Origin of the sequence: Marinobacter sp. es.048, assembly GCF_900188435.1 — a bacterium.
Taxonomy (GTDB): domain Bacteria; phylum Pseudomonadota; class Gammaproteobacteria; order Pseudomonadales; family Oleiphilaceae; genus Marinobacter.
On record NZ_FYFA01000001.1, the window covers coordinates 1,113,342 to 1,137,704 of the forward strand.

Annotated in this window: 22 protein-coding genes and 2 riboswitches; of the genes, 8 read left to right on the forward strand and 14 right to left on the reverse strand. The window is 58.6% G+C overall.

What is annotated here, in order from left to right; translation table 11 throughout:
• Positions 1-3: 3 nt before the first annotated feature.
• Positions 4-1,176 carry an ABC transporter substrate-binding protein gene (locus CFT65_RS05115; protein ID WP_088826914.1) on the reverse strand — a complete coding sequence of 391 codons (1,173 nt, stop codon included), beginning with the start codon at positions 1,174-1,176 and terminating at the stop codon, positions 4-6.
• A gap of 261 nt (positions 1,177-1,437) precedes the next feature.
• Here CFT65_RS05115 and pedF point away from each other — a divergent pair, with 261 nt between their 5' ends.
• The 3 genes from pedF (at position 1,438) to CFT65_RS05130 (ending at position 4,866) form a co-directional block, all read left to right on the forward strand.
• Complete coding sequence (pedF, locus tag CFT65_RS05120) at positions 1,438-1,866, forward strand: cytochrome c-550 PedF (RefSeq protein WP_088826915.1); 429 nt, start codon at positions 1,438-1,440, stop codon at positions 1,864-1,866.
• A 74-nt stretch (positions 1,867-1,940) separates the two neighbouring features.
• Entirely contained in the window at positions 1,941-2,897 is a 957-nt protein-coding gene (locus CFT65_RS05125) for a substrate-binding periplasmic protein (RefSeq protein ID WP_088826916.1), read from the forward strand.
• Between the two features lie 193 nt (positions 2,898-3,090).
• The gene (locus tag CFT65_RS05130) at positions 3,091-4,866 is read left to right on the forward strand and encodes a PQQ-dependent methanol/ethanol family dehydrogenase (protein WP_088826917.1); all 1,776 of its coding nucleotides are present in this window, start codon (positions 3,091-3,093) and stop codon (positions 4,864-4,866) included.
• A gap of 60 nt (positions 4,867-4,926) precedes the next feature.
• On the opposite strand, the gene CFT65_RS05135 is transcribed toward CFT65_RS05130, so the two are convergent.
• From CFT65_RS05135 to CFT65_RS05150, 3 genes are all read right to left on the reverse strand, one after another.
• Entirely contained in the window at positions 4,927-5,712 is a 786-nt protein-coding gene (locus tag CFT65_RS05135) for an ABC transporter ATP-binding protein (protein WP_088826918.1), read from the reverse strand.
• Complete coding sequence (locus CFT65_RS05140) at positions 5,712-6,527, reverse strand: ABC transporter permease (RefSeq protein ID WP_088826919.1); 816 nt, start codon at positions 6,525-6,527, stop codon at positions 5,712-5,714. Before CFT65_RS05140 ends, CFT65_RS05135 begins: the two co-directional genes overlap by 1 nt.
• 66 nt (positions 6,528-6,593) lie before the next feature.
• A riboswitch (guanidine-I (ykkC/yxkD leader) is annotated at positions 6,594-6,702 on the reverse strand.
• Positions 6,703-6,886: 184 nt separating this feature from the next.
• Complete coding sequence (locus CFT65_RS05150; RefSeq protein WP_088826920.1) at positions 6,887-7,918, reverse strand: alpha/beta fold hydrolase; 1,032 nt, start codon at positions 7,916-7,918, stop codon at positions 6,887-6,889.
• Between the two features lie 154 nt (positions 7,919-8,072).
• Between CFT65_RS05150 and glnT the strand changes: the two genes are divergently transcribed.
• Complete coding sequence (glnT, locus tag CFT65_RS05155; RefSeq protein ID WP_088826921.1) at positions 8,073-9,431, forward strand: type III glutamate--ammonia ligase; 1,359 nt, start codon at positions 8,073-8,075, stop codon at positions 9,429-9,431.
• Between the two features lie 15 nt (positions 9,432-9,446).
• Here glnT and CFT65_RS05160 read toward each other — a convergent pair whose 3' ends face one another.
• Together CFT65_RS05160 and CFT65_RS05165 are read right to left on the reverse strand one after the other, a co-directional pair.
• Positions 9,447-10,043: an HD domain-containing protein gene (locus CFT65_RS05160; protein ID WP_088826922.1), complete on the reverse strand. Its 597-nt coding sequence runs from the start codon at positions 10,041-10,043 to the stop codon at positions 9,447-9,449.
• Between the two features lie 18 nt (positions 10,044-10,061).
• Positions 10,062-10,832 (reverse strand): class II aldolase/adducin family protein, encoded by a 771-nt coding sequence (locus CFT65_RS05165; protein WP_088826923.1) that lies wholly within the window; start codon positions 10,830-10,832, stop codon positions 10,062-10,064.
• Positions 10,833-10,963: 131 nt separating this feature from the next.
• On the opposite strand from CFT65_RS05165, the gene CFT65_RS05170 reads away from it, so the two are divergent.
• Together CFT65_RS05170 and CFT65_RS05175 are read left to right on the forward strand one after the other, a co-directional pair.
• Positions 10,964-11,662 carry a Crp/Fnr family transcriptional regulator gene (locus CFT65_RS05170; protein WP_088826924.1) on the forward strand — a complete coding sequence of 233 codons (699 nt, stop codon included), beginning with the start codon at positions 10,964-10,966 and terminating at the stop codon, positions 11,660-11,662.
• Positions 11,663-11,756: 94 nt separating this feature from the next.
• On the forward strand, positions 11,757-12,647 hold the full coding sequence (locus CFT65_RS05175) for a bifunctional transcriptional activator/DNA repair enzyme AdaA (RefSeq protein ID WP_088826925.1): 891 nt from the start codon (positions 11,757-11,759) through the stop codon (positions 12,645-12,647).
• Here CFT65_RS05175 and CFT65_RS05180 read toward each other — a convergent pair.
• The 5 genes from CFT65_RS05180 to CFT65_RS05200 all read right to left on the reverse strand — a co-directional run bounded on the left by CFT65_RS05180 (position 12,630) and on the right by CFT65_RS05200 (position 19,457).
• On the reverse strand, positions 12,630-13,241 hold the full coding sequence (locus CFT65_RS05180) for a TetR family transcriptional regulator (RefSeq protein ID WP_088826926.1): 612 nt from the start codon (positions 13,239-13,241) through the stop codon (positions 12,630-12,632). The two genes, CFT65_RS05175 and CFT65_RS05180, sit on opposite strands and share 18 nt — an antisense overlap.
• Positions 13,242-13,324: 83 nt before the next feature.
• Positions 13,325-14,392 (reverse strand): putative urea ABC transporter substrate-binding protein, encoded by a 1,068-nt coding sequence (locus CFT65_RS05185; protein WP_088826927.1) that lies wholly within the window; start codon positions 14,390-14,392, stop codon positions 13,325-13,327.
• Positions 14,393-14,463: 71 nt separating this feature from the next.
• The gene (gene uca / locus CFT65_RS05190) at positions 14,464-18,090 is read right to left on the reverse strand and encodes an urea carboxylase (RefSeq protein WP_088826928.1); all 3,627 of its coding nucleotides are present in this window, start codon (positions 18,088-18,090) and stop codon (positions 14,464-14,466) included.
• Positions 18,081-18,719: an urea amidolyase associated protein UAAP2 gene (locus CFT65_RS05195; RefSeq protein ID WP_088826929.1), complete on the reverse strand. Its 639-nt coding sequence runs from the start codon at positions 18,717-18,719 to the stop codon at positions 18,081-18,083. The genes uca and CFT65_RS05195 overlap by 10 nt, the downstream gene beginning before the upstream one ends.
• 12 nt (positions 18,720-18,731) lie before the next feature.
• A complete protein-coding gene (locus tag CFT65_RS05200) occupies positions 18,732-19,457 on the reverse strand; it encodes an urea amidolyase associated protein UAAP1 (protein WP_088826930.1) in 726 nt (241 codons plus the stop codon).
• Positions 19,458-19,515: 58 nt separating this feature from the next.
• Positions 19,516-19,622, reverse strand: a riboswitch (guanidine-I (ykkC/yxkD leader).
• Between the two features lie 375 nt (positions 19,623-19,997).
• Between CFT65_RS05200 and CFT65_RS05205 the strand changes: the two genes are divergently transcribed.
• On the forward strand, positions 19,998-21,518 hold the full coding sequence (locus tag CFT65_RS05205) for an aldehyde dehydrogenase family protein (RefSeq protein WP_088826931.1): 1,521 nt from the start codon (positions 19,998-20,000) through the stop codon (positions 21,516-21,518).
• A gap of 185 nt (positions 21,519-21,703) precedes the next feature.
• Here the strand turns inward: CFT65_RS05205 and CFT65_RS05210 are convergent, their stop codons facing one another.
• Genes CFT65_RS05210 through CFT65_RS05220 form a run of 3 tightly spaced genes read right to left on the reverse strand, consistent with a single transcriptional unit; the run spans position 21,704 to position 23,995 of the window.
• On the reverse strand, positions 21,704-22,282 hold the full coding sequence (locus CFT65_RS05210; protein ID WP_088826932.1) for a peroxidase-related enzyme: 579 nt from the start codon (positions 22,280-22,282) through the stop codon (positions 21,704-21,706).
• A 44-nt stretch (positions 22,283-22,326) separates the two neighbouring features.
• Positions 22,327-23,310 (reverse strand): MDR family oxidoreductase, encoded by a 984-nt coding sequence (locus tag CFT65_RS05215; protein ID WP_088826933.1) that lies wholly within the window; start codon positions 23,308-23,310, stop codon positions 22,327-22,329.
• A 43-nt stretch (positions 23,311-23,353) separates the two neighbouring features.
• Positions 23,354-23,995 (reverse strand): TetR/AcrR family transcriptional regulator, encoded by a 642-nt coding sequence (locus CFT65_RS05220; RefSeq protein WP_088826934.1) that lies wholly within the window; start codon positions 23,993-23,995, stop codon positions 23,354-23,356.
• 278 nt (positions 23,996-24,273) lie between these two features.
• Between CFT65_RS05220 and pqqA the strand changes: the two genes are divergently transcribed.
• Positions 24,274-24,345, forward strand: a complete 72-nt coding sequence (gene pqqA / locus CFT65_RS05225; protein WP_007153157.1) for a pyrroloquinoline quinone precursor peptide PqqA — start codon at positions 24,274-24,276, stop codon at positions 24,343-24,345.
• Positions 24,346-24,363 lie beyond the last annotated feature (18 nt).

Below are 24,363 nucleotides of genomic sequence, written 5' to 3' on the forward strand. Positions count from 1 at the left end.
GGGTTAGCCGTTGATCCGGCACTCACTTTCCGGCCGGTCGAAACCGAGGGTGTCCATCTGGCTGTTGGGATGGAGAAAGCCTTCAAAAGGCGCGCGTGCCACCAGTCCCCGGGGATGAACCAGCGGAATCGGTTGTCTCAGCTGGCCATTCCAGTCGCGGAAGGTCAGTTTGCGGCCTTTGAATGCCGCCAGTTGGAATTTGTCGCTGAAAAGGTAATTCCGGATCTCGGCGGGACTGGCGGAGTTCAGGTCGGTGATGGCGGTACCGATGGAACGAACGGCTGTCCAGGCGGCGTAGTCCTCGCTGTTCATGTCCCTGCCGGCCAGCTCGCGGAAACGATTCTGGAGCTGGGCAGCACCCCAGCTCTCCACCACCCGGTGCCAGGTAAATGGTGACATGCCCTGGGTACCCACCACCGGTCTCGGCAGCCAGGTGTTGAACGGCACATACTCGCCAAAATCGCCCCGCACATCGGCAACCACCACCGCGTCATAATCGCTGGCCTGGGTGAACAGCGGCAGCTCTTTCGAGGCGGTGCGGCGCAGGTCAGCGTCAAAGGTCCAGGGCTTGTCCTCAACAATCTCCAGACCGAAGCGCTTGGCCGAACGGCGGAAAGCATCGGCCCAACCCTTATCGGCCTCAGTGGGCCCGGTAATCAGGAAAACCTCATCCCAGCGCCGCTGGTTCAGCCACTGGCCAAGGGCATCGGTGAGCATGGAATAACTGGGCATGGTGTGCAGCAGATTGACGTGGCACTGGCCGGTGCGCAGGGCATCGTCTTTGGCCCCGGCGTTGAAGATCAGGGTGTTGTCGCCGGCCTTCTCGGTAAGGGTTTTCAAAGTGGAGGCCGGCGCATTTACTACAAACAGCTCCAGACCGTTCTCGCGCATGGCATCAAACGCTGCGATGGCCGACTCTTCCGAATCGGCGACGTCACTCTGAAGTGAGTAATTCTGGCCCAGAAACCTGCCGGTGGTGCTGTTGTCTTTAATGGCCAGTTCGGCTCCCCGAAGGCCAGCATCGCCCGGCTCGGGGATTACGTTGGACAGAACCGGGCCCTGGTCGGGCACCCATTGCAGATAGCCAATCCGCACCTCCAGCGATTCCGCCTGTAACGGGCTGGCTGCTACCAGGGCAATCAGTGAGGTGGCCGCTGTCCGGGTGACAAAAGACATGGGATTCTCCGTTTTGTTGTTGTACTTCCAGCTTATGGAAGGGGGAGAAGCCCGGAAATATTCAGAAAGTAGGAATCAGGCAGTACCAAAGGATGAGATTTCCTCTCGAAGAAGAAAAATCTACTACCAAGGAACTAAACCAAAAACCCCAAAGTGGCATTCGGATTGGGCAGGGGGATTCCTAGACTTGAGGTAAGCAAGTTGGCAACTGATAAATCCAATAGCCAACCACGGGGAATTCAAAAAACAGAGGTAATACCAATGGCAACGTCCTTTTCACTCAAAGCAATCGTGGCTTCGGCCATGTTTGGCCTGGCCGGCTTCGCGATGGCGCACGGCAACGTCACACCACAGGAAGTGGATACGGGCAATCTGCCAGAGCTGGGCGATGACGTGCGCATTGAAAATCCGTTCCGTGAGGGCAATGAGTTTGACGAGTTCAATGCGCAGGCTGTCAAAATCGGCGAGAGCGCCTATGCCGGCAACTGTGCTGCCTGCCATGGCATCCGGGCAATGTCCGGGGGGCTGACGCCGGATCTTCGCGAGCTCACCGAGTGGGACGACGAGTATTACATCGGGCGGGTGATGAACGGTACCGATCGTGGCATGCCTTCCTGGAAAAAGAGCATGGATCAGAGCGCCATGTGGGCGATCCGCACTTATGTGGAATCTCTGCCGGCGCCGGAGTGATGAATCCGGATCGAGTCACAGACGCCTGAATACGGGTCGGCTTTGTGCCGGCCCTTCGTCGTTGGGAGAAAACAATGAAAATACTGTCTCAAATGCTTGCCCTGCTGATGTTCGCCCAGGTTGTTCTGGCCCAGGAAGTTAACGACGGAAACGAGCTTCTCAACCGACCTGCGGAACGCACCTACGACATCATCCTGGATTCCGGTTACCTGAAAGTCGGCGTCTACGAGAACTTTCCGCCCTACTCCTACCAGGTGGATGGTGAACCGAGAGGTATCGACATCGAGCTCGGCCAACGGATTGCCGAGGAAATGGGTGTTGAGTTCAAGGTGCACTGGATCATCCCCGACGAAAATCTCGGCGACGACTTGCGAAACAACGTCTGGAAAGGCCATTACCTGGCCAAGCAGAGGCTCGCCGATGTGATGCTCCGGGTGCCCTACGACAAGACCTACGCCTATATGCAGGATTCCACCGGCGAGTACATCAACGAACAGGTCGTTCTGTTCGGCCCGTATCAGCAGGAAACCTGGCAGATTGCCTACAACCCTGAAAAGCTCGATTCCGTCGAAACCGTGGCGGTTTTTCAATACAACCGTATTGGCGTCGAGATAGATACCTTGCCTGATTTTTATCTGACCTCCGCGTTCGGGGGCCGCATGCGGGAGCAGGTTCGCCATTACACCAATGTGGCGGACGCGTTCGAGGCCATGCGCAAGGGTGAGGTAAGTGCCGTCATGGGTATGCGCTCTGAGATCGATCACGAACTGGCGAAGCCCCAGAACGGGGCATTTGAAACCGCCGGTAATGGGTTTCCGGGTATTGGCAAACAGGTATGGGACGTGGGCATGGCAATCAAACACACCCATCGCCAGCTGGGCTATGCCCTTGAAGCCATCATCGACAGGCTGGTGAAAACGGGCGAAATGAACGAGCTCATGATCGCCCAGAAACTCCGTTACAGCGTGCCGGGTTATTACCGGGAATTCCTGGATGAGCAGGCTATCGCCAGGGCTGAAGGGGATCTCTGAGGACGCAGTCGGTGCGCCCGGGCCGGAATGTACGGGGTAGTCGTACTACCAAGTGATGAGAAAACCTGTTCCGGCGAGCAATTGTTGGTTTTTTCCACAAAGCGAAGAATCGTATCAGAGGCGGGAAAAGTTCCCGGTTCGGCCTGAAACGAACTCAAGAAAACTGAAAACAAGAGACTTGGAGAGCGCAACCATGAGAACCAACAAGTTCGGGATTCGCATCGCGGCCAGCGCCCTGGCCATGGCAGTTTCCTGCGGGGCCCATGCGGTAACCGACGAAGACATCATCAACGATCACAAGACCCCTGAAGACATTGTCAGCTACGGCATGGGTACTCAGGGACAGCGCTACAGCATCCTGGAAGACCTGAACACCAGCAACGTTCAGTACCTACAGCCGGCCTGGGCTTTCTCCTTCGGAAGCGAAAAAATGCGCGGCCAGGAATCCCAGCCGCTGATCAAGGACGGCGTCATGTATGTGACGGCTTCCTATTCCCGAATCTATGCCGTTGATGCCAGAACCGGCGAAGAAATCTGGCAGTACGATGCCCGTCTGCCCGATGGCATCATGCCCTGCTGCGACGTGGTAAACCGGGGAGCTGCCATCTACGGCGACAAGGTGATCTTCGGAACCCTTGACGCCAAACTGGTTGCCCTGAACAAGGACACCGGCAAGCCGATGTGGATCAAGAAAGTGGCGGATTACCAGGCCGGTTATGCGATCACCGCCGCACCCATGGTCATCAAGGGCAAGGTCATCACCGGCGTTTCAGGGGGTGAATTCGGCATTGTTGGCAAGGTTGAAGCCTACGACGCCAACACCGGGGATCTGGTTTGGACCCGTCCGACGGTAGAAGGCCACATGGGCTACATCTACAAGGATGGCAAAAAGATCGAGAACGGCATTTCCGGTGGCAAGGCTGGCGTGACCTGGCCCGGCGAAATGTGGAAGAACGGCGGCGCTGCGACCTGGCTGGGCGGCACCTACGATGCGGACACTGACTCCCTGTTCTTCGGTACCGGTAATCCGGCCCCGTGGAATTCACACCTCCGCCCCGGCGACAACCTGTTCTCCTCATCACGTCTGGCGATCGACCCGGACGATGGCAGCATCAAATGGCACTTCCAGACCACCCCGAACGATGGCTGGGACTATGACGGTGTCAACGAGCTGATCTCCTTTGACTACGAAGAAAACGGCAAGACCGTGAAAGCGGCGGCCACTGCCGACCGTAACGGGTTCTTCTACGTTCTGAATCGCGAGAACGGCGACTTTATTCGTGGCTTCCCGTTCGTTGACAAGATCACTTGGGCAGAGGGCCTCGATCCGGAGACCGGTCGTCCGATCTATACCGAAGGCGGGCGTCCCGGCAACCCTGCTGACATGGACGGCAGCAAAGGTGAAACCGTTCTTGCTCAGCCGGCTTTCCTGGGTGGCAAAAACTGGATGCCGATGGCGTTCAGCCAGCAAACCGGTCTGTTCTATGTGCCCTCGAATGAGTGGTCCATGGACATCTGGAATGAGCCGGTATCTTACAAGAAAGGCGCGGCCTTCCTGGGTGCAGGCTTTACCATCAAGCCGGCCAACGATGAATACATCGGTGTACTTCGGGCCATGGACCCGAAAACAGGCGAGGAAGTCTGGCGTTATGAGAACACAGCTCCGCTGTGGGGTGGTGTGATGACCACTGCCGGGGGCCTGGTATTCACCGGTACTCCAGAGGGTCACCTGAAGGCGTTTGATGCCAAGACGGGCGAAGAGCTCTACCGCTTCAACACCGGTTCCGGTGTGGTGGGCACGCCCGTTACCTGGACCATGGACGGCGAGCAGTACGTCTCTGTGGCTTCCGGCTGGGGCGGCGCGGTTCCGCTCTGGGGTGGCGAAGTGGCCAAGGTGGTGAAGGACTTTAACCAGGGCGGTATGGTCTGGACCTTCAAGCTGCCGAAGGATCGGGTTGCCAGCAACTGATCCGAAAAGACGTGAAAAAGGTCGCCTTCGGGCGACCTTTTTATTTGGTAGTGAGAAACCTCATGCTGTCTGATTACGGGCTGTCTCGCTGACCGACTGGTGAATGTCTTCGAACAGTTTTCGATCTGTCTGCCCGATCGGCAAGTCGTAGGTGATGGTGGCACCGAATGCCTGTGGGTCATGGGGGTCGTTCCGCACCTTGTCGAACACCAGCAGTCGGGTCCCCAGGTAAAACCCTTCCTTCAGATCGTGGGTCACCATGAAGATGGTGGTGCCGGTCTCCTGCCATAATTTCAACAGAAGATCGTGCATGTCACCGCGAATCCCCGGGTCCAATGCGCCGAAAGGCTCGTCCAGAAGGAGCACCCGTGGCCGCATGATCAGCGACTGGGCAATGGCGAGGCGCTGTTGCATGCCGCCGGAAAGTTCGTGGGGCCATTTGTTGGCCGATGGGCTCAGGCCCACCGACTCCAGCATGGCGTCCACTTTCTCGAGGGCTACCTTGCGGGCGCCGCCAAACAGCTTGCCAAGCCAGGGTTTCTGTTCCAGTTCCAGGCCCATTAGCACGTTCTGGCGCACCGTCAGGTGGGGGAACACCGAGTAGCGCTGGAATACGATACCCCGGTTTCGGTCCGGCTCGCCGGGGAAGGCCTCGCCCTCCAGTAGCAGTTCACCGCGGGTCTGGGTTTCCTGGCCCAAAAGCATTTTCAGGAACGTGGACTTGCCACAACCGGAGGCGCCCACGAGGGTGCAGAACTCGCCCTGTTTCACGCTCAGATTCAGGTTCTCCAGGATCACCTGATCGCCGTATTCCTTCCAGAGATTGTTAACAGTAATAAAGCTCATCAGTGGCCTCCTGCGTTGTACCAGGGGAACAGCCTGCGGTTTGCCAGACGCAGGCACTGGTCGATAACAATGGCGAGAATGGTGATCCAGATGACATAGGGCAGGATCACGTCCATGGCCAGGTAGCGCCGCACCAGGAAGATCCGGTAGCCGAGGCCTTCGGTGGAGGCAATCGCCTCGGCGGCAATCAGAAACAGCCAGGCGGGGCCAAGGCTCAGGCGCACGGCGTCGATCAGGCGTGGCAGTACCTGGGGCAAAGCCATGCGGGTGATTACCTGCCAGGAATTCGCGCCCAGGGTCTGAATCTTGATCAGTTGTTCGCCGGGAAGTTCGCGGACCCGCTGGGCCACATCCCGCATCATGATGGGCGCGGTGCCGATCACGATCAGCATGACCTTGGAAAGCTCGCCCAGCCCGAACACAATGAAGAGTATGGGTAATATGGCCAGCGGCGGCACCATGGAGAGAGCGGAGACCAGTGGCGCCAGGTTGGCCCTGACCAGTGGCAACACCCCATTGAGAATGCCGACCACCAGCGCCAGCGAGGCGGCGATACCGACGCCCATTCCAAGACGCGCCAGACTGGCGCTCGTGTCCTGCCACATCAGGTAGTCGCCGCTGCGACGGTCCTCCTGAAAAGCCATGCGATCCACGGCCGCGGTCATCTGCTCCAGACCTGGAAGGAGTTTGTCGTTGGGGTTGTCTGCCAGGCGCTCCTGGGAGGCCAGGCTGTAGATGAGCATGATCAACAGAAAGGGCAGCAGGCCCAGCAGGGTAGCGGAAACACGCCCGGGGTGATGGTTGATCATTCGCATGAATCGTCTCCTCTGGTTACACAACACGGCAAGGTCATCGCGGGTAACAGCGTCCCTTGCGATTCAGTCTCCCGGGCTTTTGTCCCGCCGTGTAACCTCCCCAGAGGTCGGTAACTCTCGGACCAGCCATCCGGGAATCTTGACTGCCCGGACCGGAACCCTAGTCACCCATTTTGTCCGTCGCTCTGTCTGCGGTGTTGTGAACAGTGCTTTGAACGGATCGGGTTTTTGAAAACCGTCAGTCGGAAACAGTGCAGATGGCATGCCAGATCCGAATAGCGGGCGAAAACGGGTCATCCCGGCAAAGGCATCGGCAAAAATATGCACCGGGTTGGTGCGGCATAGGTTCGGGTGCTCGATCATGACGCCTTTCCCGAGAGCAAAGCCCGGGCGGCCGCGAGGATGCGATTGTGGCTTGCAGCCTCCCTGCCGGCACCACCGGCAACGTGGCCCCAGTCCGAAGGCAGGGGTTCGAACGCCGCGCCCGGCATACGGCCTGCATCTCGTGCCGCATCCTCCGCCGTAAAGTAGAGATCGGTGGTGCCGGGCATCATTCGGGTAGGCATGGCAATGGCAGAGAGCGCCGCTTCGTAATCCATGCCAAATACGGGGTTGTCGCTGATATCGCCGTTCTGCCAGGTGTTCAGTACGGTGAGCAGATCATTGGCGTCCTGGCCCAGATGATCCTGCTCCCAGAATCGAAGCAGCTCTTCAATAGAGCCAAAACCCTGTTCGCGCCAGAGCTCGTGACGGAAAAACGCCTGGGAATAGGCCCAGCCCGCATAAACCCGGCCGAAGGCCCGGAGTCCGCGTTCGGGCGGACTCTGGTAGCGGCCATTCTCGAAGGCGTGGTCACAGGTCAGTGCCGCCTTTACGCCCTTCAGAAATACCCGGTTGTGGGGATAGCACCGTGCGGTGCAGCAGGTGGCCAGCACCGCGCGCACCTGCGTCGGAAACAAACAGCCCCACTGCAGCGCCTGCATCCCGCCCATGGACCAGCCCATCACCAGCGCGATCCGGGCGTCTCCGAAGATGTCCTCCACCAACCGCTTTTGTAGCATCACGTTGTCATAAAGGGACACGGCAGGAAAGCCCGGGCCGCCCTGTGCTCCGGCAGTGTTCGAAGGTGAGGATGATTCGCCTGCGCCTAACAAAGCGGGAATCACGATGCAGTAACGGTCCGGATCCAGGGGGCTGTTGCCTCCAACCCACGGGTGATTACCCGCGGCTGCACCACCGTAGTACGTGGGCAGCATAATCAGGTTGTCTTTTGGTGCATTCAGCTCGCCGATGCGGTGGTACCGCAATCTCGCGGAGTACAACGTTTCGCCGGAAGTCAGAGGCAGGTCGCCTGCTTCATAATCGTCTACAAGCCATTGCTTCGACGCCATTTTCCCCTCTCTTTCAGGCTGACTGGTTGCCTGAAGTCTCTCGTCTTCGCTCTTATATATACACACTGGCATGTATGTTGAATGGCAAAAACAAAGAAAGAAACGTGCCAGAACCCAAACTGATTGCCCGCATGACGGGCCGGAGAAAAACAGGATGACGGAATTGACCAACACCCAGACCCTGAAAGAGAAGCTCACAGAGGCAGGTGTGAAATACGCCATTGCCAGCTACGTGGACATCCACGGTGTGACCAAAGGCAAGTTCGTGCCCGTGGCTCACCTGGGGCAAATGATGGAAGGCTCGGAGCTTTACACGGGTGCCGCCCTGGATGGCGTGCCCCAGGATATCTCCGACGACGAGGTAGCCTCCATGCCGGATCCCGATGGGCTGGCCATCTGCCCCTGGAATCGCCAGCTGGCCTGGTTCCCGGGAAACCTGTTCCTGAACGGCGCGCCTTTCGAAGCCTGTTCCCGGAATATTCTACGGCGTCAGCTGAGTGCGGCGGCGGATATGGGGTATCGCTTCAATCTCGGTATTGAAACCGAGTTCTTCCTGTTCCGGGATACCGAGGATGGCGGCTTTGCCCCGCTGAGTGATCGCGACAACCTGGGCAAGCCCTGTTACGACCCCCGCACGCTCATGGACAATCTGCCCATCATGGATGAGCTGGTGGATGCCATGAACGAGCTGGGCTGGGATGTGTACTCGTTTGATCACGAAGACGCCAACGGCCAGTTCGAGACCGACTTCAAATATGCCGACGCCCTGACCATGTCCGACCGCCTGGTGTTCTTCCGGATGATGGCCAACGAGATTGCCCGCAAACATGGCGCTTTCGCCAGCTTCATGCCCAAGCCCTTTGCCGATCGTACCGGCAGTGGCGCCCACTACAACATGTCGCTGGCGGATCTGAAAACCGGCGAAAACCTGTTCGAGCCCAAGGGCGACGATCTGCACAACTGCGGCATCAGCAAGATCGCCTATCACTTCACCGCAGGTGTGCTGAAACACGGCGCGGCCATCAGCGCGGTGATTGCACCGACGGTTAACAGCTACAAACGGCTCGTTCGCCAAGGCAGCATGTCCGGCTCCACCTGGGCACCGGTGTTCATGTGCTACGGCTCCAACAACCGCACCAATATGATCCGGATTCCCGGCATGGGCGGGCGCATCGAATGCCGTGCCGCAGATATCGCCTGCAACCCCTACCTGGGTAGCGCCCTGATCCTGGCCGCGGGCTTGGAAGGCATTCGGGATGGCCTGGATGCAGGCGCGCCCCACCACGAGAACATGTACAACTACAGCGATGCCGAAATTGCCGAACAGGGCATCGAGTATCTGCCCCGGAACCTGGGCGAGGCCGTGGAGGCCTTTGAGGCCGATCCGCTGGCCAAAGAAGTCTTCGGTGAAGCCATGTTCAACAGCTTCATCGAATACAAGAAAGGGGAGTGGGAGAGCTATCAGAACCACGTGTCGTCCTGGGAGGTCGACCGTTACCTGAAGATGTTCTGATAGCCCGCCTGCCGCTTATTCCATGGCGGCTTCGGCATCCTTGTAGAGCGACTTTACCGGCTGGGCAAAGACCTTGCGCACCATGGGTTCGAAGAACTCGAGGGGCAGGGTCTCGCCCTCGGGATCAAAGGCCGGGGAATCGTATTTGCTGACAAATTCGATGGTGCGCTCGAAGTGGGGGTGGTCCCTATACTCGTTACGCATGTCCCGGTCCATGCCGAGGTAATGGAAGAAGTAGTAGCCCTGGAAGATGGCGTGATGTTTAACCATCCAGTGATTGGCTTCGCTGACAAAGGGTTCCAGCAATACTGCTGCCACATCGGCGTGGTTGTAGGTGCCCAAGGTGTCGCCGATGTCGTGCAGCAGGGCACAGACCACGTATTCGTCATCCTTGCCATCCCGGTAGGCCAGGGTGGCCGTCTGCAGGCAATGGGAAAGCCGGTCGATCGGAAAACCGCCAAAATCGCCCTCCAGCAGTTTCAGGTGCTCCAGAATCCTGTCCGGAAGCCCTTTGGCAAACTGTCCGAATGACTTTGCGATGGTCTGCCAGTCCTCCGCCTTGCCGTCTTTCATATGGGTGAACTGCGCCTGGGGCGCATTGACGTCACTCATGATGTATTTCCTCCGAAATTAATCTCTGAAACCGGGATCAATGCGATCCAGCTTCCGCAGCAGTCCCGGCCAGGCGAGGTTGCCGCCCATACCCTTGGTGACCTGCTTGGCCTGTTCACGGATCGAACTGAGAATGCTGTCCGGAATCTGCACCAGCGGCTGGCCCCCGGACATGGCCTGGATCTGGACTTCGCAGGCACGCTGGAGGATGTACATGCCCAGGAAGGCTTCGGCTACGCTGGGCCCGGTGGTCAGCAGGCCGTGGTTGCGCAGGATCATGAAACGGGCGTGGCCCAGATCTGCCTGCAGGCGCACTTTCTCGTCTTCCCTCAAAGCCACGCCTTCGTAGTCGTGGTAGGCAAGACCCGAGAGCGGGAACAGGCTCTGCTGGGACAACGGCAGCAGGCCTTCCTTCTGAGCTGACACGGCTACACCGGCAGTGGTGTGGGTGTGCATTACGCAGGCGGCATCCTCCCGAATCGCATGGATGGCACTGTGGATAGTGAAACCGGCCGGGTTGATGTCGAAATCGTCAGGGTTGACCTTGTTACCTTCCTGATCGATGCGTACCAGGCTGGAGGCTGTGATTTCCTCGAACATCATGCCGTAAGGATTGATCAGGAAATGGTGCTCGTCACCGGGAATCCGCAGGGAAATATGCGTGAAGATCAGATCGTCCCAACCGTAGAGGGCAATCAGGCGGTAGGCGGCGGCAAGATCAACGCGCAGTTGCCATTCTTCAGCACTCACCTGTTCTTTCTTGGACGGAATCGATAAGGGTTCAGACATTCGGGTGACCTCTGGGGTGTCCGGTTGTTGTTGGAATGGATCAGCTACGAGTCTAGGCCTATTTATGGTCAACAAACTGTCAAATGGTTTACATTTGGGGGCGTTGTCTTGCCAGTTTTCGGAGATTGTTGATGGCGGTGCCAGACGTTGAAACGGTGATGCGTTCCTGCCCTTTATTGGCGGGCTTCCCGGATACGGCTTTTCGGGAAGTGGCGGCCATGGCCAGAACGCGACGGTTTGGCGCCGATGATCCCATTTATGCTCGGGGGTCGATGCAGTCAACACTCTGCGTGATTGCCAGTGGGACCGTGCGGATCACCTCGGTGAATGCAGCCGGCCGCGAGGCGACGCTGATCATCTTTGATGCCGGCTCCTGGTTCGGGGATACCGTGTTCTCGCCGGGTATGCCCAGAGTTTATGGAGCGACGGCCCACGAGGAAGCTGTCATCGTCGAGTTGCCTGGCGAAGGGTTCCGGCAACTCATGGCAAGCTATCCTGAGAGCTATCCGATTGCTCTGGACCTTGTCAGCCGGCGACTCTGGTCAGCCATGTCGATTATTGAGGACGACGCCCTGCGAGGCGTGACCGCCCGGATTGGGCGGCGCTTGCTGTTCCTGGCGGAAATCCAGGGCGTGCGCACCTCATCGGTGGAACCGGTCGCTCTGAAACTGACACGCGAGCAGCTGGCCAACATGATGGGCATGACCCGGCAAGGGGTGCACAGTCGTATCAAGGCCCTCGAAAGCCAGGGGTTACTCGCCTTGGGCTACGGACAGATCACCCTTTGCAGTCCCCGCGCCTTGCAGACTCATATCCAATCGCTTGATTAATGACGTGTGATCACCGCAAGAAACGGATGGCAGCACCGGCAGCAAACGCGCATCCTTTCAACGAATGGTCGGATGCAGATAAAGGAGTCATCACATGGCCCGCAATGAACGCTCGGCGGTGGACCGCGAACCGGAACTGTCTGCCAGTGCGCCAGATAGAATGGTCGAGCTGGCGCGGTTTATAGAAAGCCGGCCGGATGAGCGTCTGACGCTCGAAGACATGGCGGCGTTCACAGGGCTCTCGGCATCCCATGTCCAAAGGGCGTTCAAGAAAACCTTCGGGGTCTCGCCAAAGACTTATCAGGACGCGTTACGCCTGAAGGCATTCAAACAGGCGCTTAAACGTGGTCAAACGGTGACCGACGCCATTTACGACGCCGGATTCGGGTCCGTCAGTCGCGTCTATGGCAAAGCAGACCGACGCGTCGGCATGCCGCCGTCCCGCTATGGCAAGGGTGGGGAAGGTGAAACCATTACCCATGCCTGCCGGCAAACCTCACTCGGCCTGTTGATGATGGCCGCCACCGATCAGGGCGTGTGTTTTGCCGAATTCGGGGATGACGAAGCGGCGCTTCAGGATCGATTGCAGAGAGAGTTTCCGAAGGCCCGACTGGTTCCTTCTGGCGCCACGGCATCGCCGGAGCTGGATGCCTGGATTGCCGCTCTGGACGAACACCTCAGCCAGAACACGCCTCGCCCGGATGTACCTCTGGATATCCGCGGCACCGCTTTCCAGACGAGGGTCTGGAAACTTCTGTTAAGCGTTCGCGAGGGCGAGATCGTGAGCTACACGGAACTGGCAAAGCGACTGGGTGAGCCCAAAGCCGTTCGAGCTGTGGCCTCGGCTTGCGGACGAAACCGTATCGCCGTGCTGATTCCCTGCCACCGTGTCTTGCGAAGCGACGGCTCCCTGGGCGGCTATCGGTGGGGGCTCGACCGAAAGCAGCAGTTGCTCGAACAAGAACGCTCAGCCTCGGCCCAGTAACACCCAGAGCTGTCGCTGGAAAAACGCAGTCTCCTGTTTCAACGAAAACAGCTTGGGCGCAAACAGCCAGGTCTGGGTAATCCCCATCAGATAGGTGTAACTCAGCAGCCCCAGATCCTCAGGATTTTCCTGCGTACTGATCAGACCCCGCTCAGCGGCCAGGCCCACCAGGTCCCGGAACATGGCAATAATCGACCGGGTCAGCGCCCGCTCCCGCTTCAGCGTTCGACTCATGGCATCGGTCAGCTCGGTCTTGTTCAGCAGAATCTCGAACGACTGACGATATTTACGATCATTGGCTAGCAGGCCCAGCCAGCGCTCGATGAAATGGTCCATGGCCTCAATGGGCGTTTCCCGCATGCCTGAACACTCCGCAACCAGGGCTTCCAGGGGTTCCTGGGAGTAGGCAAGTACGGCCTCGTAGAGATCATCCTTGTTCTCGAAATGCCAGTAGATCGGCCCCCGGCTGCAACCGGCTTCTTGGGCAATACGGCTCAAAGTCGTCAGCGAGTAACCGTCCCGGCTGAACAACTTGAGCGCGGCCTCCAGCACGGTCTGGCGGGTTTTTTCGGCATCTTCCTTGGTACGACGCATAAATCCAATCCACCTCCGAAGCCCACAAAAAAGGGCACGAACATCGTGCCCTCGGCTAACCATCAAGGCAAGCAATCAGAGACTCAGATCTCCCCGTCTGCCGCCATCTGCATGTAGCTCTCGTTAAACCGAAGCTTCACATTTCCGGTGTCACCCATGATTGACCCATCCGGGAATTCGATGCCCACGAAGTCCGGGCTCATGGCGCCCTGCCCAAGCAGCCCCTTCTCGAAAGAGAACTGACGAACGCTGTCCATGGCGTCCAGGGCTTCATTGCTGTTAATGAAATCCACTGACATCTGCGGTTCCCAGAACATCTTCATGCCGGCCAATTGAGCCTCATAACCGGCCTGGTCGGTGCCAGAGAGTTCACCGAGAAATGCTCGCGCCTCCTGACCTTCTTCACTGTCGGAGGCGAGAATGCTCATGGTTTCGTACCAGGCACCCACAAGCGCCTTGCCCAGCTTCGGGTTGTCGGCCAGGGTTTCCGTGTTCACCAGGGTCAGATCCTTGATGTGCCCCGGAATCTGGCTGGAATCGAACAGTTTGTTAGCACCGGGGTAGGCTTCCACTTCCGCCAGCAGCGGGTTCCAGGTAGCCACATGGCGAACATCATCGGTCTGGAACGCTGAAACGAGGTCAGCGTCGGAAATATTCACCACGCTGATATCCCGCTCTTCCAGACCAACGGTGTTCAGGGCACGGACCAGAAGGTAGTGGGAAACGGACAGTTCAACCAGGTGCACGGTCTCGCCTTCCAGCTCTTCGATAGTCTTGGCATCTTTGGATACGAGGCCGTCGTTACCATTCGAATAGTCGCCCACGATCAGCGCGGTGGTATCCACACCAGAGGCGGCCGGAATCGACAGGCCATCCATGCTGGTGGCTACCACACCGTCAAACTGGCCGGCGGTGTACTGGTTAATGGACTCGATGTAGTCGTTCACCTGCACGATATCCACCTCGATATCGTACTTGTCCGCCCACTTTTTCATGATTCCGTAGTCCTCGGCATACTGCCAGGGCACCCAGCCGGCATAGATTGTCCAGGCGATGCTGAAGGAGTCCTTTTCCTGGGCCATTGCACCCATGGACAGCGAGGCCGTGAACAGACCGGCCGCCAGACGTTTGGTGATGTCGCGTGTATTCATGGTGTCTCTCCTCGGGCCTTGCCCGTGTTTGCAGGTTTGGTCTTTCTTCAGTTTTTTGGGGGTTGCTGGCATTACTCGGTAATCTCTTCGACAATCACGACCGGCGTTCCGGGCGAGACCGCCTGTCCCGCTTCCCGACGCACATCCACCACGCGTCCGGTTACGGGGCTCAGTAATTCGATTTCCATCTTCATGGATTCAATAACCGCCACCGGCCGCTGGGCATCGATGGTGTCGCCTGGCTTGACCAGGCACTCCCAGAGGTTACCGGCTACGTGGCTTTCCACCGCGTGCTGGCCTGCTGGAAGGTTGGCAATGTCGTCTTCGCCGGTTTCCTCGATCGGTGCTTCGGAACTGAAGTTAATCTGGCCAGACTCGATCCAGCGCTGCAGTTCCTCGTCGAAGGCTTGTTTGCGCTTGGCTGTGAAGGTCTGGATTTCGTCGTCGTTGTTTGCCAGAAACTGCTCGTAGTCCTTCAGGTTGAAGCGGGTTTCCTCGACCTTTATCGGGTAGTCGTCATTGGGAAAGTCCCGCCGGATCTGCTGCAGTTCTTCGGCACTGACCTCGTAGAAGCGCACCTGGTCAAAGAACCGAAGCAGCCAGGGCTTGCCAGCCTCGAACAGGGCGGTCGTGCGGTAGCGGTTCCACATCTGCAGGGTGCGACCAACAAACTGGTAGCCGCCCGGGCCTTCCATGCCGTAGATGCACAGGTAGGCGCCGCCGATGCCAACGGAGTTCTCCGCGGTCCAGGTCCGGGCCGGGTTGTATTTGGTGGTCACCAGCCGATGCCGGGGATCCAGCGGGGTGGCGACCGGGGCACCCAGATAGACATCGCCCAGGCCCATCACCAGATAGGTTGCCTCGAAAAGTGTCTTCTTCACTTCGTCGATGCTGTCCAGCCCGTTGATGCGGCGGATGAATTCCAGGTTGCTCGGGCACCAGGGGGCATCCTTACGCACCGACTGCATGTATTTCGCGATGGCGGTCTGGCAGGCTTCGTCATCCCAGGACAGGGGCAAATGAACGATGCGCGCGGGCACATCCCACTCGGGCTGTTTTTCCAGTTCCTTTTCGGCGCCGATCAGCAGATCCAGCAGCGTGCGCTGGTTCAGTTTCTGGCTGTCGTAATGCACCTGCAGGGAGCGGATGCCGGGGGTCAGTTCCAAAATGGCATCGTGATTCTGCTCGCGCAGCCACAGCATCAGCGCATGGGCGCGGAAGCGCAGGCGGATATCCAGCTCCATTGGGCCGTATTCCACCAACACGTAGTTGTCGCCGGCGGCCCGATAAACCACACCGGTTTCGTGTTCATCGTCACTGAGTGCCGCCAGAACCGGGGAGGTTGGTGTGATCGGTTTGATATGGGCGGTCGCTGCGGTCAGGGTGGCGATGGATTCGTCGAGGGCTTCCCGCAGGGCCACGGCCTGGTCCTGACTTACCGGAACAAATTGAACCTTGTCACCGGCTTTCAGCTGGCCCAGTTTCCACAGGTCAGCGCTGATGACCGTCACCGGGCAGACAAAGCCGCCCAGGCTGGGGCCATCGGGACCGAGAATCACCGGCATATCGCCGGTGAAATCCACGGTGCCCACGGCGTAAGCGTTGTCGTGAATGTTGGACGGATGCATGCCGGCCTCTCCGCCGTCACTGCGCGCCCACTGCGGTTTCGGGCCAATCAGGCGCACGCCCGTGCGGCTGGAGTTGTAGTGGATCTCCCAATCGCTGGCGAAGAAGGTGTTGATGTCCTCCTCGGTAAAGTAATCCGGCGCGCCATGGGGCCCATAGGTGACGTGCAGTTTCCAGGTCTTGCCGATGGTCGGTTTAAGTTCCGCAGGCAGCGTGGTCAGGGGGGCAGGTTCCGAATCTGCCAGCGCCAGCACATCGCCGGCCCGCAAGGCGCGGCCGCAATGGCCGCCGAACTGGCCGAGGGTAAAGGTGCTGCAGGAAGTCAGGTACTCCGGGCAGTCCAGCCCTCCGCGGAACAGCACATAGGCCCGGGCGCCGTCCGCCGTGGTAGCGCCCAGCTTCAGGGTGGCGCCGGCGGGTACGTCTATCACCTGCCAGAAGGCGACCGGCTCATCGTCCAGCGTTGCGTCCAGTTGGGCGCCAGTCAGCGTAATCTGGGTAGCGCGGTTGAAAGTGAGCACCGGCCCTTTGAGGGTGATTTCGAGGCCCGGAGCGTCTTCAGCATTCCCAAGCAGGCGATTGCCAAGGCGGAAGGAATAGCTGTCAAACGGGCCTGACGGTGGCACGCCGATTTCCCAGTAGCCGATGCGGCCGGGATATTCCTGAATGGTGGTCAGGGTGCCCCCGCTGAGCACATCCACCGTCGCCGGCTGGTAATCGAATTCGTTCAGGGTGCGGGTAAACAGCCTGCCCTCGGTAAAGCGCTGGTCGTCCAGCACCTGGCGCACGTACTTGAGGTTGGTCTCGATGCCATAGAGCTGGCTGCCGTCGAGGGCCTGCATCAGCCGTTGCCGGGCTGACTCGCGATCTGGCTCGTGTACGATCACCTTGGCGAGCATGGGATCGTACAATGGTGATACTTCGGTGCCTGGTTGAATCCAGGTATCGATCCGAAGACCGTCTTGTTGCGGCCAGGCAACATTGGTGAGCAAGCCGGCCCCTGGCTGAAAATCCTTGTTGGGGTCTTCGGCATAGATCCGGGCCTGAATGGCGTGGCCCGAAGGGGCAAGTTTGCTTCCCAGTTCTGAAGGGTCGGGCAGGGTGCCGGCACCCAGCTCCACCATCCAGCGCACCAGGTCCACGCCATAGACTTGCTCGGTGACGCCGTGTTCCACCTGTAAGCGGGTGTTAACTTCCAGGAAGTAGAATTGGGTAGTGTCTGGGTCGTAGATAAATTCCACGGTGCCGGCACTGCGGTAGGCAATGTTCTCGCCCAGTTGACGGGCGGTCGCGTGCATGCTGGTTCGGACGTCTTCGGTGAGCCCGGGCGCCGGCGCTTCTTCAATCACCTTCTGGTTGCGGCGTTGGGCGGAGCAGTCCCGCTCGCCCAGGGCCAGGACCTGACCTTCGCCATCGCCAAACAGCTGCACTTCCACATGGCGGGCATGTTCCACGAATTTTTCCAGGAACACGCCGCTGTTGCTGAAGTTGTTCTGGCTCAGGCGCTGGACCGACTCGAAGCTTTTGCTGAGATCGTTCGGGCCGTAGCAGCGGGACATGCCAATGCCGCCACCGCCGGCGGTGCTTTTCAGCATCACCGGGTAGCCGATGGTGTCGGCGGCTTTTTGCGCTTCCTCCAGATTGGTCAGCAAGCCGGTGCCTGGTAGCAGTGGTACGCCGGCGCTTTCAGCCAGTGACCGTGCCGTATGCTTGAGACCGAATTGCTCCATCTGCTCGGGCGTCGGGCCCAGGAAGACCACGCCTTCGGCGTCACAGCGTCGGGCAAAATCGGCGTTTTCGCTCAGGAAGCCGTAGCCGGGGTGGATGGCGCCGGCACCGCTCTTGCGGATCACCTCGAACAGTTTGTCCTGATCCAGGTAAGTGGTCGCTGCCGGGCCGTCTCCCAGGGAATACGCCTCGTCCGCCTGGCGCACGTGAAGCGAATCGGAATCCGCTTCGGCGTAGACGGCAACCGAGGTCAGCCCCATGTCACGCAGCGTGCGAATAACCCGGCAGGCGATGGCGCCGCGGTTGGCGATCAGGACCTTTGAGAATCTGCCGCTCAGCTCCATACCAGCACCTCAATCGGTGTCGGGTTCCAGCCGTTGCAGGGATTGTTGAGTTGCGGGCAGTTGGAGATCATCACCAGAACGTCCATCTTCGCTTCCAGCTCCACGTACTTGCCTGCATCGGAAATCCCGTCGTCGAAGGTGAGTCCGCCGTCGGCCGTGACCGGGACATTCATGAAGAAGTTGATGTTGTGGGTGATGTCCCGTTTGCTCATGCCCAGCTCTTCATGTTCGGTGACGGCCACCAGCCAGCTGTCCCGGCATGCGTGCATGCACTTTTTCTCGAGGGCATAGCGGGTGGTGTTGCTCTCGGCGGCACAGGCCCCGCCCAGAGTGTCGTGACGACCGCAGGTATCTGCGGTGATCTCGAGCATGACGTTGTTTTCAGAGGACATCAGTCTCGAGCCGGCAGTCAGATAGACGTTGCCCTGCTCACGAATGGTGTCGACGGCGCTGTAGCGTTCGGTCGGATTGTGGGCGTTGTAGAACAGGGTGTCGGCGGCCTGGTTGCCTTCCAGATCCAGGATCCGGACGGTCTCGCCGGCTTTCACCACTTTCAGGAAATACTCGCCCGCCGGTACGGTTTCACGGAAGGCGGCGTCTTCAGGCTTCAATACGCTTTGCTTGATCATTTCCGGCCTCCGTTACTGGAACAGGTGGTACAGGGCGTTATTGGCGAAGGCCCGGGTGGCCTCGGGGGACGACGTCTTGCAGGGATCGGCATCGGTTACCGGGGCCGCCTTGAAGAGCTGATATCGCAACGGATGGCTGGGGTACTCGCTGGCCGGGTTCATCGGATGCGGGCAGGTGTGCAGCACCACGATAGTGTCCATCTCGAAGCGCAGGTCGACGCTGGCGCCGGCGTGGGAGTGGCCCTCGGCAAAGGTCATGTTGCCGTTGTCGTCGGTTTTCATCTTGCTGAACCAGTTCAAATTGGCGGTCAGGTCTTTCTTTCCGAGGCCGTACTTGGCCAGCTCATTCAGGAAACTGTTGAACCCATTGCGGTGGCAGTGGTTATGGGCTTCCTGATAGGTCTTTTTGCCCCAGCGCTGTTCCACCAGGTCGGCATTGCAGGTGCCGGCGACGGTGTCGTGCCAGCCCAGGTCGTCCCGGATGATGGAGGCAAACACCCGGCCCATGTCCGAGAGCAGCACGTGGCCTTTGGTGATCAGGAAGGTGTGCTGGTTTTTCAGGGTGTCCGGCATGTTGTAGCGCTCGAGTGGGTTCTCGGGGTTGTACATCAACATGCCGACGTTGGTCCCGCCGTTTTCGTCGATCAGGCGCAGCACATGGCCACGGCGCACGATAAAGGACCAGTGGGATCCGCCGGGAATCAGATCGTCGTAGAGGGGGGCTGCGGTTTGCAACATGGCCTTTTCCTCCTGGTTAGGGCATCCAAAAAAGCGAGAGGCGTCAGTAACTGAGCGATCCTCCCGGGCTTTTGTCCCGCCGTGTAACCTTGGAAAAGGTCGTCAACTCTCGGACCAGTCGCCTGCGTTTTGTGGTTGCAGACCGGAACCCTAGTTGACCATTGGTCAGATTGTGGCGCTTTGATTGTGGTTTCAGTAACCGACGTCTCGCTGCGTACTGGACCCTTTGCAGAGTCCATGCCAATCGCTAAGTTACTGTTTTTGTTGTAGTGGGATTTCAGGTGTCCGGCAGGTCTGCTTCTTGTCTGGGCGGGCGCACTGTTTTTGTGCATCGATCAGTGCGCTTCCAGTGCATTTATTTTCGCAGAGTGATTTCGGAGCCGGGCCACTGGTGGCGTGGCCTTCGAGCCATCTACTACCAAGGGAGGAGTTTTTCGCCTCCATCGCATCATTCAAACCTCGGGGATTGGGGTCTACATTGAATGGGTAAACGCGAAAGGCCGCGTTGCCCTGCGACAAACACAACAAGAGGTCGAGATCATGATCTACGCACAACCAGGAAAGGATGGCTCCGTCGTTTCTTTCAAATCCCGTTACGAGAACTACATCGGTGGCGAGTGGGTTGCCCCGGTAAAAGGCCAGTATTTCGAGAACATCACACCGGTCACTGGCAATGTGATCTGTGAAATTCCGCGCTCCAGTGCCGAAGATATTGATCTGGCTCTGGATGCAGCGCACAAGGCAGCACCGGCGTGGGGCAAGACCTCGCCCACCGAGCGTTCCAACATCCTGCTGAAAATTGCGGATCGTATCGAGGCCAACCTCGAGAAGCTCGCAGTTGCAGAAACCTGGGACAACGGCAAGGCCGTGCGCGAAACCCTGAACGCCGATATTCCGCTTGCTGCTGATCACTTCCGCTACTTCGCGGGTTGTCTGCGTGCCCAGGAAGGCCACATGGGCGAGATCGACCACAACACTGTGGCGTACCATTTCCACGAGCCGCTGGGTGTCGTTGGCCAGATCATTCCGTGGAACTTCCCGATTCTGATGGCGGCCTGGAAACTGGGCCCCTGTCTGGCTGCGGGTAACTGCACTGTGCTGAAGCCTGCCGAGCAGACGCCTGCCAGCATCCTGGTACTGATGGAAATCATTGGCGACCTGCTGCCGCCGGGCGTACTGAACATTGTTAACGGCTACGGCATCGAGGCTGGCCAGGCCCTGGCCACCAGCAAGCGTATTGCCAAGATTGCCTTCACCGGTTCCACCCCGGTTGGCTCCCACATCCTCAAGTGCGCGGCTGAAAACATCATCCCGTCCACAGTTGAGCTGGGTGGTAAATCCCCGAACATCTACTTCTCCGACGTGATGAAGGCCGAGCCGGAATTCGTCGACAAGTGCGTGGAAGGTCTGGTTCTGGCGTTCTTCAACCAGGGCGAAGTCTGCACCTGTCCGTCACGGGCGCTGGTTCAGGAAGACATGTTCGAAGAGTTTATGCAGAAGGTGGTTCAGCGCACCAAGTCGATCAAGCGCGGCAACCCGCTGGACACCGATGTTCAGGTAGGTGCCCAGGCGTCGAAAGAACAGTTCGACAAGATCATGTCCTACCTGGCCATTGGTAAGGAAGAGGGCGCTGTGGTGCTGACTGGCGGCGACCGCGAGCATCTGGATGAAGAGTTCAACAATGGCTTCTACATCCAGCCCACCCTGTTCAAGGGCGACAACAAGATGCGCGTGTTCCAGGAAGAAATCTTCGGACCGGTTGTGGGTGTGACCACCTTCAAGACCGAGGAAGAAGCCCTGGCCATCGCCAACGACACCGAGTTTGGTCTGGGTGCCGGTGTATGGACCCGCGACACCAATCTCGCCTACCGGATGGGCCGCAACATTCAGGCCGGTCGGGTGTGGATGAACTGCTACCACGCGTACCCGGCACACGCGGCCTTCGGTGGCTATAAAAAGTCCGGCGTTGGTCGTGAAACCCACAAGATGGCGCTCGAGCACTATCAGCAGACCAAGTGCATGCTGACCAGCTACGACACCAACCCACTGGGTTTCTTCTGAATCTGTGAGCGGTAAGCGGGCCTCCCACACGGGCCCGCCTGTGAGTCAGCACAGTGGATGTGCACCTTCATCCCCCGGCGACTGGCCGGGGCGACTCTCTGACGAGAGTTCGGGTTTTTCTGTCACTCTCTTTTGGCCCTTCCCAGGGCCTTTTTTATTAGGGCTGGTTTTGGTGCCAATGCGTTTTATCGCCCCAGTGAGTAGAACTCTGCGTTAGGCCGCATGTTTGTCACGTTTGCCATCCGATTGGAAAGCCCGAAGAACGCGGCGATGCCGGAGATATCCCAGATATCCTCGTCGTTGAAGCCATGACGTTTGAGTGCCTCAAAGTCCGCGTCACACACCTCTTGGGCTTGTTGCGAAACCTTTATGGCGAAATCAAGCATGGCTTTCTGGCGCTCAGTGATGTCGGCCTTTCGGTAGTTCACGGCGACCTGGTCTGCGATCTCCGGGTTCTTTTCACGGATGCGCAGAATAGCGCCATGGGCCACCACGCAGTACTGGCACTGGTTCAGGTTGCTGGTAGCGACGACGATCATCTCGCGTTCGCCCTTGGTGAGGTGGCTGTCTTTTTCCATCAGGGCATCGTGGTAATCAAAGAAGGCACGAAACTCGGCGGGGCGATGTGCCAATACCAGAAAGACATTGGGGATAAACCCCGACTTTTCCTGAACGGCAAGAATCTTCTCCCGGATGTCCTCCGGGAGTGATTCAAGCGACGGAACCGGGAATCGGCTTATTGGTTGTCCGGTGGATGAGCTCATAACAATTCCTTTTATAGCGGTTTTCTGGTTCTAGAAGTTTAGGTTCAGCCTGCGACCGGTACGACGATACGCCCACGAACCTTGCCATCCAGCAGTTGGCTGGCACCCTCGATGGCGTCTTCAAAGGATATTTCCGTGATCATGCGGTCGAGCAGATCGATGTCGAGATCCTCCGACAGACGCTTCCAGGCTTCGAGTCGCTCAGCTTTGGGCGCCATCACGCTGTCCACGCCACACAAGGTCACACCCCGAAGAATGAACGGGGCAACGGTGGACGGGAAGTCCATGCCGGCGGCGAGACCACAGGCTGCGACGACGCCACGGTATTTCATGCCGGCACAGACATTGGCCAGCACCTGTCCACCTGCCACATCAATGGCGCCCGCCCAGGTCTCGCGAACCAGGGGTTTGCCCGGTTCACTCAGCTCAGCGCGATCGAGGATGTTTTCGGCGCCCAACGACTTCAGATAGTCTGCTTCCTCGGCTCGGCCGGTCACCGCGGTCACGGAATAACCGAGCTTGGCCAGCAGCGCCACCGCAATGCTTCCAACGCCACCGGTTGCCCCGGTCACCAGGATGTCGCCGGAATCAGGTGTTACGCCGTTCTTCTCCAGTGCCATGACACAAAGCATGGCGGTATAGCCGGCGGTGCCGATGGCCATGGCCTGTCGAGGAGAAAACGCCTTGGGCAGCGGAATCAGCCAGTCACCGGAAACCCGTGCTTTCTCGGCCAGGCCGCCCCAGTGTTTCTCGCCGACGCCCCACCCGTTCAGAACAACCGGGTCGCCTGCCTTGAAGTCTGCATGCGTGGAGCTGGATACGGTGCCGGCAAAGTCGATGCCTGGAATCATCGGGTACTGTTTCACGATCGGTGACTTTCCGGTGATGGCCAGAGCGTCCTTGTAGTTCAAGGTTGAGAAGGCTACATCCACGGTAACGTCGCCTTCCGGCAGTTCCGATTCTTCTATGGATGTCAGTGACACCTTTTGGTCGCCGCGTGATCCTTCAATGAGTATGCCTTTAAACATGTTGTCTCCGTGTTTGGGTAATGAGGATGGTTTTCGTCCCAGGTCAAGTGCCGCGCAGTAGCGACAAGAATCCCTGGGCGAACTGGTCCAGTGGTTCTGGGGATTGGTCCAGCTTTGCGCGCAACACCGCGCCTTCCCAACCAATCCAGAAGAAGTGCGCCATCTGATCGCACTTTAGATGCTTGGAAATCTCACCGGCCTGCTGGGCCTCTCTCAATACCTCAGCGGTGCGGCGCTCCCAGTCGCTGAAAACGTTCTGCAACAGAGCACGGAAACCCTCGGGCAGGGCGGTCATTTCCTGTCCCAGATTGCCGATCAGGCAGCCGCGACGATACTCGAACCTGCCCATGCCTGTTTTGGCATCCTCAACGAACGCGTCGAGCCGATGCAGGGGAGTGAGGGTGCGGTCTTTAAACCAGCGATCGAGTTTGCCGGCGAAATAGCGGCCGTAGGCTTCGATCAGGATCCGCCCGAAAGCCTCTTTGTTGTCGAAGTAATGGTAGAAAGAGCCTTTCGGTACGCCGGCTTTGCGAAGTATTTCGTCGATGCCCGTGTAGGAGTAACCCTTTTCCGTCAGCACCGACAGGCCCACGTTGATGAGGGTTTCCCGGGTATCCCTGAAATCGGCATTTGCAGTCTTCGGGGGGCGGCCCCGCTTTCGCTTGATGTCTGCTGTCTGGTTCATCGCCTCGACTCAATTTAGACCGGTCGTCTATTTAATTCTTGGAATAAAATAGACTGGTCGTCTAATAAAATCAAGTTAAGTTGCGATGGAGTGCATTTCGGGCGTGATGGGGATTCGCTCCCCGAAGTGGGGGCGATGCTACTTTGTGGTGGCCAAAAACAGTTCCAAAGTACCATATTGGCCCCTTGCCCCGGCCGATAGGATGGGAACTGGGTTATCGGCAATGTCGTTGATTCACCCGCAATGCGCTAACAATCATGACAATAGAGGTGAGCATTATGTGGACCAAACCAGCCTACGAAGATCTCCGCATCGGTTTCGAAGTCACCATGTACTTCGCCAATCGCTGAGTGCTGAAGCGGCCAGCC

What these genes read in the sequence shown, in the direction of transcription:
- CFT65_RS05115 (WP_088826914.1), bottom strand. Translation starts at nt 1,176, where the DNA reads ATGTCTTTTGTCACCCGGACAGCGGCCACCTCACTGATTGCCCTGGTA.
- pedF (WP_088826915.1), top strand. Translation starts at nt 1,438, where the DNA reads ATGGCAACGTCCTTTTCACTCAAAGCAATCGTGGCTTCGGCCATGTTT.
- CFT65_RS05125 (WP_088826916.1), top strand. Translation starts at nt 1,941, where the DNA reads ATGAAAATACTGTCTCAAATGCTTGCCCTGCTGATGTTCGCCCAGGTT.
- CFT65_RS05130 (WP_088826917.1), top strand. Translation starts at nt 3,091, where the DNA reads ATGAGAACCAACAAGTTCGGGATTCGCATCGCGGCCAGCGCCCTGGCC.
- CFT65_RS05135 (WP_088826918.1), bottom strand. Translation starts at nt 5,712, where the DNA reads ATGAGCTTTATTACTGTTAACAATCTCTGGAAGGAATACGGCGATCAG.
- CFT65_RS05140 (WP_088826919.1), bottom strand. Translation starts at nt 6,527, where the DNA reads ATGCGAATGATCAACCATCACCCCGGGCGTGTTTCCGCTACCCTGCTG.
- CFT65_RS05150 (WP_088826920.1), bottom strand. Translation starts at nt 7,918, where the DNA reads ATGGCGTCGAAGCAATGGCTTGTAGACGATTATGAAGCAGGCGACCTG.
- glnT (WP_088826921.1), top strand. Translation starts at nt 8,073, where the DNA reads ATGACGGAATTGACCAACACCCAGACCCTGAAAGAGAAGCTCACAGAG.
- CFT65_RS05160 (WP_088826922.1), bottom strand. Translation starts at nt 10,043, where the DNA reads ATGAGTGACGTCAATGCGCCCCAGGCGCAGTTCACCCATATGAAAGAC.
- CFT65_RS05165 (WP_088826923.1), bottom strand. Translation starts at nt 10,832, where the DNA reads ATGTCTGAACCCTTATCGATTCCGTCCAAGAAAGAACAGGTGAGTGCT.
- CFT65_RS05170 (WP_088826924.1), top strand. Translation starts at nt 10,964, where the DNA reads ATGGCGGTGCCAGACGTTGAAACGGTGATGCGTTCCTGCCCTTTATTG.
- CFT65_RS05175 (WP_088826925.1), top strand. Translation starts at nt 11,757, where the DNA reads ATGGCCCGCAATGAACGCTCGGCGGTGGACCGCGAACCGGAACTGTCT.
- CFT65_RS05180 (WP_088826926.1), bottom strand. Translation starts at nt 13,241, where the DNA reads ATGCGTCGTACCAAGGAAGATGCCGAAAAAACCCGCCAGACCGTGCTG.
- CFT65_RS05185 (WP_088826927.1), bottom strand. Translation starts at nt 14,392, where the DNA reads ATGAATACACGCGACATCACCAAACGTCTGGCGGCCGGTCTGTTCACG.
- uca (WP_088826928.1), bottom strand. Translation starts at nt 18,090, where the DNA reads ATGGAGCTGAGCGGCAGATTCTCAAAGGTCCTGATCGCCAACCGCGGC.
- CFT65_RS05195 (WP_088826929.1), bottom strand. Translation starts at nt 18,719, where the DNA reads ATGATCAAGCAAAGCGTATTGAAGCCTGAAGACGCCGCCTTCCGTGAA.
- CFT65_RS05200 (WP_088826930.1), bottom strand. Translation starts at nt 19,457, where the DNA reads ATGTTGCAAACCGCAGCCCCCCTCTACGACGATCTGATTCCCGGCGGA.
- CFT65_RS05205 (WP_088826931.1), top strand. Translation starts at nt 19,998, where the DNA reads ATGATCTACGCACAACCAGGAAAGGATGGCTCCGTCGTTTCTTTCAAA.
- CFT65_RS05210 (WP_088826932.1), bottom strand. Translation starts at nt 22,282, where the DNA reads ATGAGCTCATCCACCGGACAACCAATAAGCCGATTCCCGGTTCCGTCG.
- CFT65_RS05215 (WP_088826933.1), bottom strand. Translation starts at nt 23,310, where the DNA reads ATGTTTAAAGGCATACTCATTGAAGGATCACGCGGCGACCAAAAGGTG.
- CFT65_RS05220 (WP_088826934.1), bottom strand. Translation starts at nt 23,995, where the DNA reads ATGAACCAGACAGCAGACATCAAGCGAAAGCGGGGCCGCCCCCCGAAG.